The organism is Thiothrix lacustris DSM 21227 (assembly GCF_000621325.1).
GTDB classification, from domain to species: domain Bacteria; phylum Pseudomonadota; class Gammaproteobacteria; order Thiotrichales; family Thiotrichaceae; genus Thiothrix; species Thiothrix lacustris.
Genome location: NZ_JHYQ01000003.1, coordinates 57,468 through 74,136, shown reverse-complemented (window position 1 = coordinate 74,136; position 16,669 = coordinate 57,468). Strand labels below are relative to the sequence as shown.

Annotated in this window: 14 protein-coding genes; 8 read left to right on the top strand and 6 right to left on the bottom strand. The window is 52.5% G+C overall.

Going from position 1 to position 16,669, the window contains the following annotated elements; translation table 11 throughout:
* The first annotated feature begins 123 nt into the window (after window positions 1-123).
* From htpG to Q394_RS21245, 5 genes are all read left to right on the top strand, one after another.
* On the top strand, window positions 124-2,013 hold the full coding sequence (htpG, locus tag Q394_RS0103020; RefSeq protein WP_028487978.1) for a molecular chaperone HtpG: 1,890 nt from the start codon (window positions 124-126) through the stop codon (window positions 2,011-2,013).
* A 152-nt stretch (window positions 2,014-2,165) separates the two neighbouring features.
* Entirely contained in the window at window positions 2,166-2,597 is a 432-nt protein-coding gene (locus Q394_RS0103015; protein WP_028487977.1) for a hypothetical protein, read from the top strand.
* A 14-nt stretch (window positions 2,598-2,611) separates the two neighbouring features.
* Window positions 2,612-7,042: a DUF1800 family protein gene (locus Q394_RS21250; RefSeq protein WP_084260325.1), complete on the top strand. Its 4,431-nt coding sequence runs from the start codon at window positions 2,612-2,614 to the stop codon at window positions 7,040-7,042.
* 14 nt (window positions 7,043-7,056) lie between these two features.
* A complete protein-coding gene (locus Q394_RS18895) occupies window positions 7,057-8,292 on the top strand; it encodes a DUF1501 domain-containing protein (RefSeq protein WP_051542671.1) in 1,236 nt (411 codons plus the stop codon).
* A 67-nt stretch (window positions 8,293-8,359) separates the two neighbouring features.
* Window positions 8,360-8,884, top strand: a complete 525-nt coding sequence (locus Q394_RS21245) for an HU family DNA-binding protein (RefSeq protein WP_051542668.1) — start codon at window positions 8,360-8,362, stop codon at window positions 8,882-8,884.
* Here the strand turns inward: Q394_RS21245 and prmB are convergent.
* Entirely contained in the window at window positions 8,881-9,783 is a 903-nt protein-coding gene (gene prmB, locus Q394_RS0102995) for a 50S ribosomal protein L3 N(5)-glutamine methyltransferase (RefSeq protein ID WP_028487976.1), read from the bottom strand. The two genes, Q394_RS21245 and prmB, sit on opposite strands and share 4 nt — an antisense overlap.
* A 140-nt stretch (window positions 9,784-9,923) precedes the next feature.
* Here prmB and Q394_RS0102990 point away from each other — a divergent pair, with 140 nt between their 5' ends.
* Window positions 9,924-10,445, top strand: coding sequence for a TIGR00645 family protein (locus Q394_RS0102990; protein WP_028487975.1), 522 nt, complete (start codon window positions 9,924-9,926; stop codon window positions 10,443-10,445).
* A 12-nt stretch (window positions 10,446-10,457) separates the two neighbouring features.
* Here the strand turns inward: Q394_RS0102990 and Q394_RS0102985 are convergent, their stop codons facing one another.
* Together Q394_RS0102985 and Q394_RS0102980 are read right to left on the bottom strand one after the other, a co-directional pair.
* A complete protein-coding gene (locus Q394_RS0102985) occupies window positions 10,458-11,225 on the bottom strand; it encodes a fumarylacetoacetate hydrolase family protein (RefSeq protein ID WP_028487974.1) in 768 nt (255 codons plus the stop codon).
* Window positions 11,226-11,283: 58 nt separating this feature from the next.
* On the bottom strand, window positions 11,284-12,033 hold the full coding sequence (locus tag Q394_RS0102980) for a lysophospholipid acyltransferase family protein (protein ID WP_028487973.1): 750 nt from the start codon (window positions 12,031-12,033) through the stop codon (window positions 11,284-11,286).
* Between the two features lie 119 nt (window positions 12,034-12,152).
* Between Q394_RS0102980 and Q394_RS0102975 the strand changes: the two genes are divergently transcribed.
* Window positions 12,153-13,238 (top strand): substrate-binding domain-containing protein, encoded by a 1,086-nt coding sequence (locus Q394_RS0102975; protein WP_028487972.1) that lies wholly within the window; start codon window positions 12,153-12,155, stop codon window positions 13,236-13,238.
* 167 nt (window positions 13,239-13,405) lie between these two features.
* Window positions 13,406-14,965 (top strand): protein adenylyltransferase SelO, encoded by a 1,560-nt coding sequence (locus Q394_RS0102970; RefSeq protein WP_028487971.1) that lies wholly within the window; start codon window positions 13,406-13,408, stop codon window positions 14,963-14,965.
* Window positions 14,966-14,982: 17 nt separating this feature from the next.
* On the opposite strand, the gene Q394_RS0102965 is transcribed toward Q394_RS0102970, so the two are convergent.
* From Q394_RS0102965 to Q394_RS0102955, 3 genes are all read right to left on the bottom strand, one after another.
* Entirely contained in the window at window positions 14,983-15,327 is a 345-nt protein-coding gene (locus Q394_RS0102965) for a hypothetical protein (RefSeq protein ID WP_028487970.1), read from the bottom strand.
* 145 nt (window positions 15,328-15,472) lie between these two features.
* Window positions 15,473-15,940 carry a rhodanese-like domain-containing protein gene (locus tag Q394_RS0102960; RefSeq protein WP_028487969.1) on the bottom strand — a complete coding sequence of 156 codons (468 nt, stop codon included), beginning with the start codon at window positions 15,938-15,940 and terminating at the stop codon, window positions 15,473-15,475.
* A gap of 30 nt (window positions 15,941-15,970) precedes the next feature.
* Entirely contained in the window at window positions 15,971-16,645 is a 675-nt protein-coding gene (locus tag Q394_RS0102955; RefSeq protein WP_028487968.1) for a response regulator, read from the bottom strand.
* Window positions 16,646-16,669 lie beyond the last annotated feature (24 nt).

The following is a 16,669-nucleotide window of genomic DNA, read 5'->3' as shown; positions in this document are numbered from 1 at the left end:
CATGACGATGTGAGCAAAAATCGGGACAAACTGAATAAGCTCCTCACATTGCCCTTGAAATCCCGCCATACCTCCCCCATCTTGCCGACATTGAATGAACATAGATGTGAGGAATAACAACCCATGACGGCAACGACCAACAAAGAAAACATGCAATTTCAGACCGAAGTGAACCAGCTTCTGCACCTGATGATTCACTCGCTGTACTCCAATAAGGAAATTTTCCTACGCGAACTCATCTCCAACGGTTCGGATGCCTGCGACAAGCTGCGTTTTGAAGCGATTGGCAATGACAGCCTCTACGAAACCGACAGCGAACTGCGTGTAGAAGTCGAGTTCGACAGCAAAGAAGGCACTATCACCGTGCGAGACAACGGCATCGGCATGAGCCGCGATGAAGTTGTCACCAATATCGGTACAATTGCCAAATCCGGCACCAAGGAATTCCTCAGCAAACTGACCGGCGATGAGAAAAAAGACTCACACATGATCGGGCAGTTCGGGGTCGGTTTTTATGCCTCCTTCATCGTTGCGGATAAAGTCACCCTGACAACTCGCCGTGCCGGTGCTGCGGCTTCCGAAGGTGTACGCTGGGAATCCGACGCGCAATCCGGTTACTCACTGGAACAAGTCGAAAAAGCGAGCCGTGGCACTGAAATCGTCCTGCACCTCAAGGAAGACGAAAAGCTGCTGGCAGACGACTGGCGTTTGCGCAATATCATCCGCCAATATTCCGACCACATCCCGCTGCCGGTGAACATGTACAAAACCGAAGCCGGTGAAACCAAGGATGAGTGGGAAACCGTCAACAAAGCCAACGCACTGTGGACTCGCCCCAAGTCCGAAGTCACGACAGAGGAATACCAGGAATTCTACAAGCACGTTTCCCACGACTGGGAAGACGCGCTGGCGTGGAGCCACAACCGCGTCGAAGGCAAATACGAATACACCTCGCTGCTCTACCTGCCTGCCAAAGCACCGTTCGACCTGTTTGACCGCGATAACACCCACGGCCTGAAACTGTACGTGCAGCGCGTCTTCATCATGGAAGACAAGGAATTCAAGCTGATGCCACGCTACCTGCGTTTCGTGCGCGGTGTGCTGGATTCCAACGACCTGCCGCTGAACGTGTCGCGTGAAATCCTGCAAGGCAACAAAGTCATCGAGAACATGAAAAATGCCTCGGTGAAAAAAGTCATCGGCTTGCTGGAAAACATGATTGCCAACGAACCCGACAAGTACCAGAAATTCTGGAAAGAGTTCGGCAAAGTGCTGAAAGAAGGCCCCGGCGAAGACTTCAGCAACCGCGAGCAAATCGCCAAGCTGCTGCGTTTCTCCTCCACGCTGGATGACAGTGCTGAGCAAAGCGTTTCCCTGCCCGACTACATCGCCCGCATGAAGGAAGGTCAGGACAAAATCTACTACATCACCGCCGACAGCCACACTGCCGCGAAGAACAGCCCGCATCTGGAAGTCTTCCGCAAAAAAGGCATCGAAGTGCTGCTGCTGTCTGACCGCGTAGACGAGTGGCTGGTACAGCATTTGATGGAGTTTGAAGGCAAATCGCTGCAATCTGTCGCCAAAGGCCAGCTTGACCTGTCCGCCCTCGAAACCGAGGAAGACAAAAAGGCACAGGAAAAAGTCGAAGCCGAAGCCAAAAATATGGTCGAACACATTAAAACAGCACTGGGCGAAAAGGTCGGTGAAGTACGTGTTTCCCACCGTTTGACCACTTCCCCATCCTGCATCGTGTTGAATGACCAAGATATGGCACTCTACATGCAGCAACTGATGAAGCAGGCTGGCCATGAAATGCCCGATACCAAACCTGCGTTGGAAATCAACCCGACGCATCCCCTGCTCCAACGCATGGAAGCTGAAACCGACGACGAACGTTTCAGCGAATGGTCAAGCATCCTGCTGGATCAGGCGATTCTGGCCGAAGGCGGGCAATTGGATGATCCGGCGGGCTTCGTCAATCGCTTGAACAAGCTGATGCTGGCGATGAGTTAAGCCTTCCTCTAAGAAAAAAGCCCCAGCCTTGGGGCTTTTTTTTGAGCAAATGATGATAAATAAGAAAAACTAATGAATGTCAGCTTAAGCTATTCCCATCCCCTTGCAAGTTTGCTCTAATAGCAAAGACTTCAACAACATATAAAAAACTAATGGAAATTTACAAACCTCGGCTATTGATAACCTTTGGTATATTCCTAAGCTTAACTGGCTGCAACACCCCCAGCACCAGCGAAAGCACTTGCCCACCTGTTCCGCCAGTCACCAACGATACCGCGACCAGTCAACTGCCAGCGCAACTCCAGCAACAGCAACTGGCGCTGGAAACCTTGCAAGCCAAACTCAATGACGCAGAACAGCGCTTGCAGCAAAGCCAGCAACAGCTTGCCGAAAAAACCCAGCAACTGGATGCTCTCAACCAAGACACAAACGCCAAACAAGTTGCCACCCAAAGCAGCTCAGTCGCCGCTTTAGAACAACAACTGGCGACCCAACAACAAGAAATCGAACGCTTGAACGCCGAACTGCATCAAGCTGACGACACCAAAACCGCACTTGATCCCAATAGTATGCCAGCCTACTAACGCGAGAATAAACCATGACCAACCGCTCTTGCCTTTCTAAGGGATTAAGCCTGCTCTTGCTGTTGTTAGCGACTTTATTGCCTACCTTCGGCTATACCGCTACCACACCTAATCTAACTGTGCAGGTTATCGACGGTTCCCAAGCCGATGTCCCCATGGTGAATAGTGATGTTCATGTACGTGAAATTCTGGCAGATGGCAGCAGTGTGTGGCGCACCGTCGCCAAAACCAATGCCAGCGGGCAAGTAGCCTTTGCCCTAGATGGCTTGGGCAGCGGCAAACGTTATGTGCTGCAAGCCAAAAACACCCAAACGGGCAAGACCAAACAAAGTGCGGCCATTGAAAAAACGGGCACATTCACGTTTCGCGTCGGCAACCCGCTGTTAAACGTTACAGTGACAGATGCGCTCACCAAACAAGCTTTGGTCAATGTCAGCGTGACAGCCTACCGCCAAGAAGCAGGCAAAGCCATTTGGGTCGACAACGTACAAACCAGCAGCACCGGCTTGGCAGTATTCGATATTGATAACTTGAGCCAAACCAACCCGATTAGCTTATCTGCCAAAGTCTTCAACGATTTCACCGCGAATCAGACCTACGACAAGCCGGGTAATGCCACGTTTGCTGTTGGTGATACCAGCGTTAAAGTGCTGAATGGCGTTAAGCCAACCTTGCCTCCCTTAGCAAACTACCCCGTGCAACTGCGCGAAATCCTAACCGATGGCAGTACGACTTGGTTTGCCAACGCTACAACCGATAGCAGGGGTCAATTGCGTTTGAACCTACCGCCAAAACGCCAATTCCGCCTCGATGCCAAAAGTACTTTCAATAATAAATACAAAAACAGTCAACCACTTAAAGCAGCCACACAAAACACGTTCACCGTAGGCACACCCTTGTTGCAAGTCAGCTTGAAAGACGCCGCCACCAAAGCCGTACTTACCAATGCAAAAGTCACTGCTTACCGCATCAAGCAAGACGGTACTTCAGCATGGCACAGCGAACTGACCACTGATGCCAAGGGGCAAGCCACGTTTGACATACCAGAATTATCCAGTGGCGAAAAGACGCAACTGTTTACAAGTTTTTACAGCGGCTTTCGTGCCGCCAGCCCTGTTTTCAGCACACCCGGCGCGGTAAATTTCTTACTTGGCAACGTCCGCATCAAGGTAATGGATGGCACAAAAACGCCTGCCGCACCGTTTGCCAACCAAAACGTGACCCTTGCGGAGAAAACAGCCGATGGCAAAGAAGTCTGGCGTAATACAGCCACCACCGATGCCAGCGGTCTGTTACGTCTCAGCTTATTTGAGTTAAATGATAAACATGACTACATACTGAAAGCCAAAAGCCTGTTCAACCAAAGTTGGAAAACCAGCCAGCTCATCCAACAGGCGGGCGACTACACCTTCGTCGTCGGCAGCACACCGTTACCCGTCACACTCAAAGATGTCAGCACCGGCAAAACACTGGCGAATATCCCCATCACAGCTTACCGCGTAGTGGCAGACGGCAAACTGGAATGGATTACCCGCCAAACCACGAATGCCAACGGACTCACCAGCTTCGACCTACCGGAATTGGCGAATGGCGGCACTATCCGCCTGCAAGCCACCGCCTTCAACAACTTTGGCGCATGGAGCAAAGACATTACCAACAGTGCCGCGTTTGAATTCGGCGTAGGCAGTTTGCAAATCAGCATCAAGGATGGCACACAAGCTAATGGCACAATACTGCCCAACCTAGACGTGCATATCCGCGAAAACCTGGCAGATGGCACGACCACCTGGTTCAACAAAGCCACTACCGATGCGCAAGGTAATCTTAAAATCGACCTGCCGGGCTTGGATAAAGGGCGCACATTCTTCCTGCAAGCCATGCACCCAGTCACGCAACGCTACAAAAGCAGCCAAACCATCAACAAAGCCGGGTCATACACCTTCATGGTAGGCACACGCCTCATGGACGCAACACTCTACAATGCTATTACCTCAGCCCCCTTAGCGGACAAAGATATAACCCTATACGAAGTGAAAGCCGGTGATACCAGTAGTTGGCCGTACATCTGGCGCAGTTCCGCCAAAACGGATGCCAAAGGTAATGCGGTCATCGACTCCGAGCTGTTGTCACAAGCGGGTTTGAACTTTGTACTGACAGCCACGCCTTATAACACCGGCAGAACCATGACAGCACCGTTCCCGGCACAAACCTACAGCGTTGATTTCCCTGTTGGCTCCATACCCGTTACCCTGCTTGACCGTGATAACGGCAATGCAGCAATGCCGAACCAGCGTATTGATGCCTATGAAATTTCTCCCGACGGCAAGCTGACTTGGCGCAAAAACGGCATAACCGATAGCAACGGGCAAGCCATTTTTGATCTGGAAACTTTACACAACGGCACACGCCACGTATTCAAGGCGTTCAACCCGTTTGCCAATAACCAATACTTGTACAGCCGTATTATCACCAGCGCAGGCGCAGTCACCTTTGCCATCGGTCGCACCGACAAAGGCGAGCTGGATCTCAAGCCACCTATGATTGAAATTCTGTCTCCCAGCAAAACCAATATTGGTACTGTCGGCTTTGAACTCAGTGGCAACGCTAGCGATGACAAAAAGCTGGATAAGGTTGAGATTAATCTCGTGAGTGGCAGCCTCACCTCCACTCAAACCGCGACCGTGGATAACCTCACTGGCAACTGGAAATTACCGATTAGCAGCAGCGTATTAAAAACGGGGCAAACCCTAACCGTTACCGCCACGGCAATTGATGCGACGGGCAATACCACCCATATCACCCGCAGCTACCAAGTACTCACCGACAAGGAAGCCCCCAGCATCACCATCAGTTCGCACCTCGCCGATGAAACAGTATTAAAAACCGGCTTCCTACTGCAAGGCAGCGTCACCGACGATACCGATGTCAGCAACTTGCAACTGTCGGTCACACAAGATAACGGCAAAGTGCTGGTAGCCCCGAAAAACCTGACACTAACACCGGCAGGCAACTGGGCTTATGCCTTACCCAACGGTATTCTCAGCCAAGACAGCAAAATTACTGTCACCCTGCTTGCTACCGACACCAGCGGCAAACAAAGCACCAACACACTGCCACTCAATGTAGCAGGCGCACACGAAGAAAACCGCCAGTTACTCAGCCGCACCACGTTTGGTATTACGGATTCACTGTTACAGGAAGTCACCCAAGAAGGTACTAGCGCTTTTCTGGAGCAACAACTGAATCCCACCGCGCTTGACGACAGCACCTTAATCACCAATGCTAACCCTGTCACGCTGGCGGAATTCCAAACCGCCACCTTGCAGCGCATGATCGGCAGCCGTCGCCAGTTACAGGAAGTGATGACGTGGTTTTGGGATAACCACTTCAACACCGACTTCCGTAAAACCGGCAACAAGCTGCTGTATGAACTCGCGGAAAATGATGCTTTCCGCGCCAATGCCTTGGGTAACTTCCGCAACTTGCTGGAAGTGAGCGCCAAAAGCCCCGCCATGCTGTATTACCTCGACAGTGTGAAAAACGTCAAAGCCAATGCCAACGAAAACTACGCCCGTGAATTGCTGGAATTGCATACCGTTGGTGTGGATGGTGGTTACACCCAGAAAGAAGTCGAAACGCTGGCGGAAGTGTTCACCGGCTGGCAAGTACAAAATGACCGCTTCTTCTTCAATGCAGCACAACACAACAGTGTTGCCAAAGTGTTCTGGGGCAATACGATTCCCGCAGGTGGTGTGGATGAAGGTGAACGGGTGATAGATATTCTGGCGCATCACCCAGCTACAGCCAACTACCTATGCTCCAAACTGATTACGCAGTTTGTGAGCGATCAGCCGGTCAACAGCCTGCAAGCACGTTGTGCAGACATGTTTTTGGCACAAGCCAGCGCCCCCGATCAAATCGCGCAAGTGTTGCGGGTGATCCTGACGTCGCCAGAGTTTTACGCAGCGGACAACATCAACAGCAAGGTCAAAACACCGCTGGAGTTTGTCACTGCCAGCGTGCGAGCTACCCACGCGCAAGGCACTTACACCGATCTACCCGCCGCGCTGAAGCGCATGGGCATGGATTTGTATCAATACCCTGCCCCCACCGGCTACTCCGATACCGGTGATGACTGGGTAAGTTCCGCCGCATTACAAGAGCGAGTCCGCTTCGTCAACCTGTTGACGAGTACCCGCAGCGGTGCCACTTACGTGGATACCACCAACCTGTTCAACACACGCGGGGCAGTGACAGCGGAAAGCATTGCCAGCGACTTGCTCAACTGGACGATTGGCGGTTATTACGCCGAGTTAGAATGGCAAACCGCACTGGAAGTGCTCAATGCGGAAGGTGCTTTCAACCCGAATGCCAGCAATGCCGAGGCGCGTACCCGCGAAACCATCGGTACGGTGCTGAGTTACCCGGAATTCAACTACCAATAAGACGGGAAAACATTATGCAACGTCGTGATTTTTTGAAGTATATGTTGTCATCCACTGTCGCCGGTAGCGCGTGGTTCGCCAATGGAATGCCGGGTATTGCCAGCGCTCAGGCAGCAACAGCGCCGAAAAGCCTGATCGTGATTTTCCAGCGCGGCGGCTGCGATGGCTTGAACGTCGCAGTGCCTTACGGGGAGGCAGCGTATTACCGCTTACGCCCCACCATTGCCATTCCACGCGCGGGGCAAGCAGGTGGAGCCTTGGACTTGAACGGCTTCATCGGACTACACCCCGCCATGTCAGCGTTACACAAGCTGTATCAGCAAGGTAATGTCGCCGTCTTTCCGGCAACCCATTACCCCAACGCCAGCCTGTCGCACTTTGATAGTGAGCAATTCATTGAAAGCGGCATGATCAGCAAAAGCAGCAATGGCTGGCTGAATCGCCATCTGGACACTTCCAGCAATAGCAGCGGAATGCGCGGGGTGAGCTTCGGCACCGAGATTGCACAATCCTTGCGGGGCAGTGTGCCAGTATCTTCCTTTAACGATCTCGCCGCCTTCGATTTGGATATGGCAGTCAGCGCTGAACCACGCATGACCGCTCGTTTGCAAAAGATTTACGCGCAAAATCCACATCTGGGCGGCAATAACGGGGTACGCATTCAGAATGCTGGGCGTACCTTGTTCTCTGATCTTGGGCTAGTGCAACAACTGGATGTGACAGGCTATCAGCCTGCGAATGGGGCAGTGTATCCTGCCAATAGCTATGGCATGCAATTGCGGCAAGCGGCACAATTGATCAAAGCAGGCGTGGGACTTGAACTCGCCACGGTGAATCTCGGTGGCTGGGACACGCACACAGGGCAAGGCAACCAAGTAGGCTATCAAGCCAATATGCTGAAAATCTTCGCGGATGGCATTGCTGCTTTGTACGCCGATTTAGGCACTGCCATGCAGGATGTGATGATCCTGACCATGACTGAATTCGGGCGTACCGCTGAAGAAAACGGCAGCCAAGGCACTGATCACGGCAATGCTGCTTGCTGGTTCGCTATCGGTGGTGGGGTGCGCAGTGGCGTGTATGGGCAGTGGCCAGGGCTGGAAACGGCACAACTCTACAAAGGGCGCTATCTGGCACATTCAGTCGATTTTCGTGATATTTTCGGGGAAATCGCTAGCAAGCACTTGCGTGACACGAATCTCGCAAGCTTATTGCCAGGGCATAACTATACACCCATCAATTTCATCTAGCGGGAACTGAATCAGGCACTTGCCAGTCCAATTCAGGTATCCAATCATGCTCTTAAAGGAGTTTAGTATGTCCCCTATTCGCTTTGGCGGTATTGCCTTGCTTACCAGCAGCTTGTTCCTCAGCGCCTGTGTTCCGACAGGTGCTTACGTCAACCCGTGGAGTCCGTGGGGCGTGGCAACACCAACGTATCCCGCCGCAACACCCATGCCGATTACCTACGTGGACATCTACAAATACCAAGGCTCACGCCAATGTGAAAACGGTGGTGTACCGCTAGAAGAAATGCAGCGTCAATTGCAAGCCGGTGGTGCAGTCGTCACCAGCAGCAGTTGCGGGATGGACGGGCGCATGTACCCGGCCTTCTGTGGTGGTGCGGACGGCAAGATCAATATTTTCACCGTGACCAGCAATTCAATGAACGCTGCCTTATCACAAGGCTTCACGCCACTGAATAACCTGCCCGATGCGCAAAGGATCAATTGTTACAGCAGCAACAACGTCAGTAATACAGGCAACACCACCACCTACCCATACCCTTATGCAGGCACGAGCGGTGATGCGTCTTACTACACCTACCGCTTGAAACCTTAGTTCGCCAATTCACGCACCTGATCGGCGGTGAGCAGGAAGACGCCATCACCGCCGCGCTCGAATTCCAGCCAATGGAACAGCACATCCGGGTAAGCGGCTTGCAGTGCGTATTGGCTATTGCCCACTTCCACCACCAAAATGCCGTGATCCGTCAAATGCTTGGCGGCATCACGCAGGATGCGGCGAGTATGATCCAGCCCATCATCCCCTGATGCTAGCGCCAAAGCGGCGGGTTCATGCAAGAATTCTGGGGTCAAAGCCGCCATGTCCTGCGCATCCACATACGGCGGGTTGCTGACGATAATGTCGTACTGGCGACCTTGCAGATGGTCGAACAAATCAGACTCAAGCGCTTCTACCTGACCAGCAAGGTTGTGGCGCTCGATATTGATCCGCGCCACTTCCAACGCTTCCGCCGAAATATCACCCAAATCAACCCGTGCATGGGGGAAAGCGTAGGCACAAGCAATGCCGATACAGCCACTACCGGTACACAAATCCAGAATATGATGCACTTGATGCGGCTCAATCCACGGCGCGAATTGCTTTTCGATGTATTCCGCAATCGGCGAACGCGGGATCAGCACGTTTTCATCCACATAGAAAGGTAAGCCAAGGAACCAGCCTTCATGGGTGATGTACGCCGCTGGCTTGCGGGTTTCCACCCGCTGCTGAATAATCTCAGCCACCGCATCGCGTTCGCTACGGGTCAAACGGCTATCAAAATACAGATCGGGGGTATCCACCGGCAAATACAGGGTATGCAACACTAGATAAGCCGCCTCATCAAACGGGGAAGACATCCCGTGTGAAAAGCTCAATTCGGCATCAGCAAAGCGGCTTGCGCCCCAGCGGATATAATCTTTAATGGTCAACAGTTCAGAATGATCGAAATCCATAGTCATCGCAGGTCAGTAAATCAGGGGTAAGCCGCGTATCATCCCGCATTTCGTGACAGGCCGCTATGGGTTATTGCCGAAGTACACAACTCAACCTATGATTACAGCCTTTTTTTACCAACACAATAAACCGGGATATCATGAAAAGCGCCGCGAAAAAAATAGAACATCTCTTTGAACATTTCCTGTTTACCAGTCGCTGGTTGCTCGCGCCTGTGTATTTAGCTTTGGTCGTAGCCTTGGGTGTATTGCTGGTGAAGTCGGGGAAAGTGTTATGGGTATTAACCACTACCATAATGACCGCCAGTGATGACGACATTATCATCGGCGTACTGTCTCTCGTCGACATTTCACTGATCATGAACTTATTGATCATTATCATTTTCAGCGGCTACGAAAACTTCGTCTCCAAAATGGATGACCTGCACGAACATGCAGACCGCCCCGACTGGATGGGGCATATCGGCTTCAGTGACCTGAAATTGAAGCTTATCGGCTCTATCGTTGCTATTTCCGGTGTTGACCTGCTCAAAAACTTTATGGCATTAGGCTCAATCCACGCCCCCTCGAATGAGGACATGGCTTGGATGGTCGGCATCCACATAACCTTCGTCATTTCCGGCGTACTGTATGCGCTGACGGATCGCCTAAACCGCAAATAATGGCCTAAACGCCTACCCGAAACGGTTGGTCAGCTCACCTACTCCGGCGATGCTGACCACCACGGTATCACCATCAGCCATGCCACACACGCCAACGGATGTACCACAAGCAATCACATCGCCCGCTTCCAGCGTCATGTCATGTGAAATGCGGCTAACGATCTCATAGGGGGAAAAGAACATATCGGCAACCGGATAGTTCTGTTTTTCCACACCATTCAATTCCACCCGCACGCGTAGCGTTGCCGGATCAAGCCCGGTAGCGATACTAGGGCCAAACACTCCAAACTGATCAAAACTCTTGGCACGCGTCCAATGTACAAAGGCTGGGTCAAGTTTCAGCAACTCACGCGCGGTCACATCGTTCACGCAGGTATAACCGAAAATATATTCGGGAGCCTGTTCCAGCGCAATGCCTTTGCAACGCTTGCCGATCACAATCCCCAGTTCACCCTCGAAAACCACCATGCCACTGTAACCTGCCGGGCGTGGAATCAGCTCGCCATCAGCGGCAAAACTGTTGGCGGCCTTGAGAAAATACAGCGGGTGATCGGGTTTATGCAGATTTTCCACCACCGCCCTTTCCTGAAAATTGTTCCACAAGCCAATCAGCTTGGAAGGCTCACACGGGCGCAACAGCTTGACCGCCGCCAGCGCAAATTCGCGCCCACTCAGGGTACTGCCAGCAAACATATCCCCGGTATATTCGGTAATGATGCCGTGTGCCAATGTACCAAAACGGGTTTCACCCTCGGCTGTAAAACGTACCCACTGTGCCATGTCGCGCTCCTGTCAAAACAATTTCCAGAGCTTACGGTTGCAACGCACAAAAATCCAGTCACGCAGGCCGTTTTACCAACGCCCGGACGTGTTGCTCACACGCTGCCGCCAAGGTTTTACGGTCGACCCCAGTCGTTTGCAGCAATGGCAAGAAGTGGATTTCGGCCTGAATTTCTGCTTCATCCAGCAAACTTTTCAGGTTATCCCACAGCGATTGCTGCTCAACATACGGAACCAGCGGGTGCGTCAAACCATCAGCGCCGGGATACCGCAACGCCACCGGCTGCACCGGCACATTCGCCTCAAAGGCTGGCGCGAGTAAGCGTGCATGGAACGTGCGTACATCATTACCTGTCGTCGTCGTGCCTTCCGGGAACAATAACACGACCCGCCCCGCCTGCAAGGCTTGCAAAATGGTGGCTGATGCCGCCGCCGCCGCGCCCGCTTTACCGCGCGTAATAAATAAAGTACCCGACTTTTCCGCCAACCAACCAATGATTGGCCAATGGCGCACTTCCTGCTTGGACAGGAAACGCACGTTAGCCGCGCCACCCAACAGCGCAATATCCAGCCATGAAATGTGATTGGACACCATGAGTGCCATCTGCCCAACAGGTTCGCCGATGACCCTCACCCGCACGCCCAAGATTTGCCCGGTTTTCCGCAACCACCCACTCACCATGCGCTGATAGAATGGCGCATCCGCCGACATCCGCCAAACGCCTGCCACCAACAGGGTGAGCACCAGCCCCTTCAAAACATGCAATACCAACCGGGTCAGGCGCACTGACCGCCGCAATAGCTTCATCCTAATTTTCCTTTTTTTAAGCTTGTCACAAAGCTGTCATATTAAACGCTTAGAGTACGCAGCAGTTCAGTCTTTCTACGGATTGACCCAATATTGACTTAAACTTTGGAGACTTTCAAATGAAGAAACTTGCTCTTACGATTGCTGCTGCTCTGGCACTGTCTGCTACCGCTGCACAAGCCCGTGACAACATCGAAATCGTGGGTTCTTCCACTGTTTACCCTTTTTCAACAAGTGTTGCTGAAACATTTGCCAAGAAAACCGGCAGTGCTGCGCCTAAAGTTGAATCAACTGGCACTGGCGGCGGCTTCAAACTGTTCTGTTCTGGCGCGGGCATCGATACCCCCGACATCACCAACGCTTCACGCCGCATGAAACAAAGCGAACTGGATGATTGCATCAAAAATGGCGTTGATAAAGTCACTGAAGTACAAGTCGGCTTCGATGGCATCGCCATTGCAAACGCGAAAAGCGCAGCAGATTACGACCTGAGCATGAAAGACATGTTCATGGCTTTGGCGAAAAATGTTCCAAACGACAAAGGCGAAATGGTTGCCAACCCTTACAAAACCTGGAAAGAAGTCAACGCTGCCCTGCCAGATACGAAAATCGAAGTACTGGGTCCGCCCCCCACCTCCGGCACACGCGACGCTTTCTCCGAAATGGTCATGGAAGGCGGCTGTAAAGGCATTGCACCTCTGGACGCCATCAAGGATGAGTCCAAAAAGCTGAAAGAAGCTGGCAAGGAAGATGAAGCCAAAGCCAAGGAAAAAGACCATAAAGCAGCTTGTACCACGATTCGTGAAGATGGCGCTTACATCGAAGCAGGCGAAAACGACAACCTGATCGTGCAAAAACTGTCTGCTAACCCGAATGCACTGGGCATCTTCGGCTACAGCTTCCTCGAACAGAACGAAGACAAAGTGAAAGGTTCAAAAGTCGACAGCGTAGCGCCTACCTTCGACAGCATTTCTGATGGCAGCTACCCGGTTTCCCGCCCCTTGTTCATGTACGTGAAAAACTCACATGCTGAACAAGTAAAAAATATCAAAGAATTCCTCGCTGAATTCACCAGCGATGCAGCTTGGGGCGATGATGGCTATCTGGCAGACAAAGGTCTAATCCCCATGCCGGAAGACATGCGTAAAACCGTCGCCAGTGCAGCGGCTGAACTCAAACCACTGGCGGCTGACGAACTGAAATAATAAGTATCCTCCTCGCCGACAATAACATTGCCAATGATGGCGTTAAGGGAGCACAGCAGTGCTCCCTTTTTTATGGCGCAAACACAATCCACCCCGCCCATTACGGCTTCTCGACACGTCCGCTTCCATCTGTTCTGCTTGGAAGCCTGACACCAACAGGATTTTCCATGCATCCCTTGAACTTCGACAACCGTTTCGTGCGTGAACTGCCCGGTGATACCGACGGCTTCAAACTCCCGCGCCAAGTCCACAATGCGCTTTGGTCAGAGGTGCAACCTACGCCAGTCGCCGACCCGCACCTGCTGATACATTCACCGGAAGTCGCCACCCTGCTAGGCTGGACAGAGGCCGACATTAAGCACCCTGATTTTGCGCAAATTTTCGGTGGCAACCAACTGCTGGAGGGGATGCAACCCTACGCAGCCTGCTACGGCGGACACCAGTTCGGCGGCTGGGCAGGCCAATTGGGTGATGGGCGTGCCATGAGCCTCGGCGAAACTGTCAATGCCAACGGCGAACGCTGGGAACTGCAACTCAAAGGCGCAGGCCCCACGCCCTATTCGCGCCGCGCTGATGGGCGTGCCGTGCTGCGTTCCTCGGTACGTGAGTTCCTGTGCAGCGAAGCCATGCACCACCTCGGCATTCCCACCACCCGCGCCTTGAGTCTGGTGGCAACCGGCGATGGCGTGCTGCGTGACATGTTCTACGACGGCAATGCAGCCATCGAACCGGGCGCTATCGTCTGCCGTGTTGCCCCGTCGTTCATCCGTTTCGGCAACTTTGAACTACCTGCTTCACGCGGTGACATCGGCTTGCTGGAACAACTGGTGGATTTCACCATCGACCGTGACTACCCCGAACTGCAAGGCGATACCCAAGCCAAACGCGGGCAATGGTTCCTCGAAATCTGCCGTCGAACAGCGGTGATGATTGCGCACTGGATGCGGGTCGGCTTCGTGCATGGTGTGATGAACACTGACAATATGTCGATCCTCGGCCTGACTATCGACTATGGCCCTTACGGCTGGCTGGAAGATTACGACCCGATGTGGACACCCAACACCACCGATGCCCAAGGCAAACGCTACTGCTACGGGCAACAACCCTACATTGGTCATTGGAACCTTGCCCGCCTGCGCGATGCCCTGAAGCCAGTGATCAGCGATGCCAGCGTGTTGGAAGCGGGTTCACAGCTTTACGCCGACACTTACAGCGCAACCTTCGGGGAAATGCTCGCCGCCAAATTCGGCATCCGCGAGTTGTCGGATGAGGATGCGCCGTGGATCAACGGTGCGTTTGAATTGCTACACAAGGCAGAAGTGGACATGACGCTATTCTTCCGCCACCTCGCCGATATTGACCTGCAAAACCCCACGCTGGAACCACTGCACCCCGCGTTTTACCGTGATGACTGGCGACAAGAACACCAACAGGCATGGGAAAGCTGGTTGGTGCAATATTGCCAGCGTTTACAACAGGATGAGCTGCCAGCAGCCGAGCGCCGCGCCCGCATGAATGCGGTTAATCCACGTTTTGTGCTGCGTAATTACCTCGCCCAGCAAGCGATAGACCAAGCCGCCAATGGCGATAACGGCATGTTGCAGGAATTGTTGGAAGTGTTACGCCGCCCTTATGATGAGCAGCCTGCAAAAGCAATTTTTGCCGAAAAACGCCCGGAATGGGCACGGCATAAAGCAGGATGTTCGATGCTATCGTGCAGTTCGTAGAGTCCAAGCCATTTCAATTATTTAGCCGCAGCAGGTGGTTTACGTAATGGTAATGCACAGAAAGTAGTGCACTGTTTGTTATTCCCCACATTCACATCCACTCCCTCCGGCTGCTTGGGTGGAGCAGCTGGTTTGGATTGAACCCAAAGACCCGCTGCGGATGATGAGTCCGGCGCTTCTTTATGGCTTGGCGTAGGCGTAGGTGTAGTCACATTAGCGGGGCTTTCTGTGGTTTGCTGAAATGGATTCAGCCCAGAAACAGAATCAGATAGGCTATCAGAAATATTGGAACAACCCGATAAAAATACACCCATTGATAATACCACCGTACTCAATAGTGCCTTGTAGGTATGTTGTTTCATGCTAGTTCTCCTGACTTTACTGTTTAAATAGGGCTATTTATACACAAATTTTTACGAGTGTAGCAGTAAAGATACAAAAAAACCGTTAGTTTTCTAGAAACGTTGCAAAATACATACACCATGAAAGGCTGCAACGACAATAGGCTTAAGATTCAAGTTGCTCCGGCCGTACTGGTGGACTCAACTCCTCTTCTGCCAAGTCAATATCCACTGGTGCACCGCTGGCATTAAACAACGGTAATTCGTAGTCATTCCAACCACGTACACCGGTTTTCATCGAATAAACTTGCTGATATCCCATCAGGCTCAGCGTCAAGGCAGCCAAAGCGGTGCGGTTCCCAGAACGACACACCAATACCACTGGCTTGGCACGCGCTTGTACCAAGGCCGGAATAGTGTCGGAATACCCCCAATCACACGATGCCTCCAAGATTCCTCGCGGTACATGCAAGGAATCCTGAATATGCCCGGCGTTATACTCATCCGCTTCACGGATATCGACGACCAGCATTTCCGGGTGGGTGGCACGCATTTCATCCACATCCCAAGGCATCAATTCACGGATATGGGGCAAGGCATCAGCGACCAGCGCTGCAAATGTTTTCTGAGACATGCTAATCATCTATCAAATGGCAAGACTAAATCAGTGATCGGCGTTGGCCGCTTCTACACGGATACCGTGTTCCACTGCCATAACCGCTGCTGTAATTCGCGAACTGACGTTCAGTTTGCGTAAAATGGCTTTCACATGCAGCTTGACCGTGCCGTCGGAAATGCCGAGGTTACGCGCAATCACCTTATTACTTTGGCCTTCCGCCAACAGGGTGAGGATCTCGTATTCACGCGGGGTCAACTCTGAAAACGGGTTGGGAATCTTGTTTTCGTTGGAACGTGCATCACCACCCTGCACTACCCTCGCCAAGACCGGCGCAAGTTCTGGCGCAACCACCGTCTTGCCCGCAACGATTTCGCGCAAGGCCACCACTAAATCATCCGGCTCAATGTCCTTGAGCAAATAACCCCGCGCACCACTGCGTAAGGCTTCCACCAAATCGTTTTCATTGCTGCTGGTCGTCAGCATCACAACGCGCAGATCGGGGCTGTTTTTACGCAACTGGCGCAAGACACTGAGGCCGTCCATTTGCGGCATCCGCATATCCAGCAATACGATGTCGGGGGCAAGGTTAGCGGCAGCGATCAGCCCCTCATCGCCACTGCCGACAGCAGCCACCACGCGGATACCCCGCCGGGTGAGCAAATCTTCCAGACCTGCACGGAACAGGGTGTGGTCGTCAATCAGCAATACTTTTTCGTTCATGTGGGGTCGCTTATTATAGGGTGA

What these genes read in the sequence shown, in the direction of transcription:
- Q394_RS0102975 (WP_028487972.1), top strand. Translation starts at nt 12,153, where the DNA reads ATGAAGAAACTTGCTCTTACGATTGCTGCTGCTCTGGCACTGTCTGCT.
- Q394_RS0102970 (WP_028487971.1), top strand. Translation starts at nt 13,406, where the DNA reads ATGCATCCCTTGAACTTCGACAACCGTTTCGTGCGTGAACTGCCCGGT.
- Q394_RS21245 (WP_051542668.1), top strand. Translation starts at nt 8,360, where the DNA reads ATGTCCCCTATTCGCTTTGGCGGTATTGCCTTGCTTACCAGCAGCTTG.
- htpG (WP_028487978.1), top strand. Translation starts at nt 124, where the DNA reads ATGACGGCAACGACCAACAAAGAAAACATGCAATTTCAGACCGAAGTG.
- Q394_RS0103015 (WP_028487977.1), top strand. Translation starts at nt 2,166, where the DNA reads ATGGAAATTTACAAACCTCGGCTATTGATAACCTTTGGTATATTCCTA.
- Q394_RS0102960 (WP_028487969.1), bottom strand. Translation starts at nt 15,940, where the DNA reads ATGTCTCAGAAAACATTTGCAGCGCTGGTCGCTGATGCCTTGCCCCAT.
- Q394_RS18895 (WP_051542671.1), top strand. Translation starts at nt 7,057, where the DNA reads ATGCAACGTCGTGATTTTTTGAAGTATATGTTGTCATCCACTGTCGCC.
- Q394_RS0102990 (WP_028487975.1), top strand. Translation starts at nt 9,924, where the DNA reads ATGAAAAGCGCCGCGAAAAAAATAGAACATCTCTTTGAACATTTCCTG.
- Q394_RS21250 (WP_084260325.1), top strand. Translation starts at nt 2,612, where the DNA reads ATGACCAACCGCTCTTGCCTTTCTAAGGGATTAAGCCTGCTCTTGCTG.
- Q394_RS0102965 (WP_028487970.1), bottom strand. Translation starts at nt 15,327, where the DNA reads ATGAAACAACATACCTACAAGGCACTATTGAGTACGGTGGTATTATCA.
- Q394_RS0102955 (WP_028487968.1), bottom strand. Translation starts at nt 16,645, where the DNA reads ATGAACGAAAAAGTATTGCTGATTGACGACCACACCCTGTTCCGTGCA.
- Q394_RS0102980 (WP_028487973.1), bottom strand. Translation starts at nt 12,033, where the DNA reads ATGAAGCTATTGCGGCGGTCAGTGCGCCTGACCCGGTTGGTATTGCAT.
- prmB (WP_028487976.1), bottom strand. Translation starts at nt 9,783, where the DNA reads ATGGATTTCGATCATTCTGAACTGTTGACCATTAAAGATTATATCCGC.
- Q394_RS0102985 (WP_028487974.1), bottom strand. Translation starts at nt 11,225, where the DNA reads ATGGCACAGTGGGTACGTTTTACAGCCGAGGGTGAAACCCGTTTTGGT.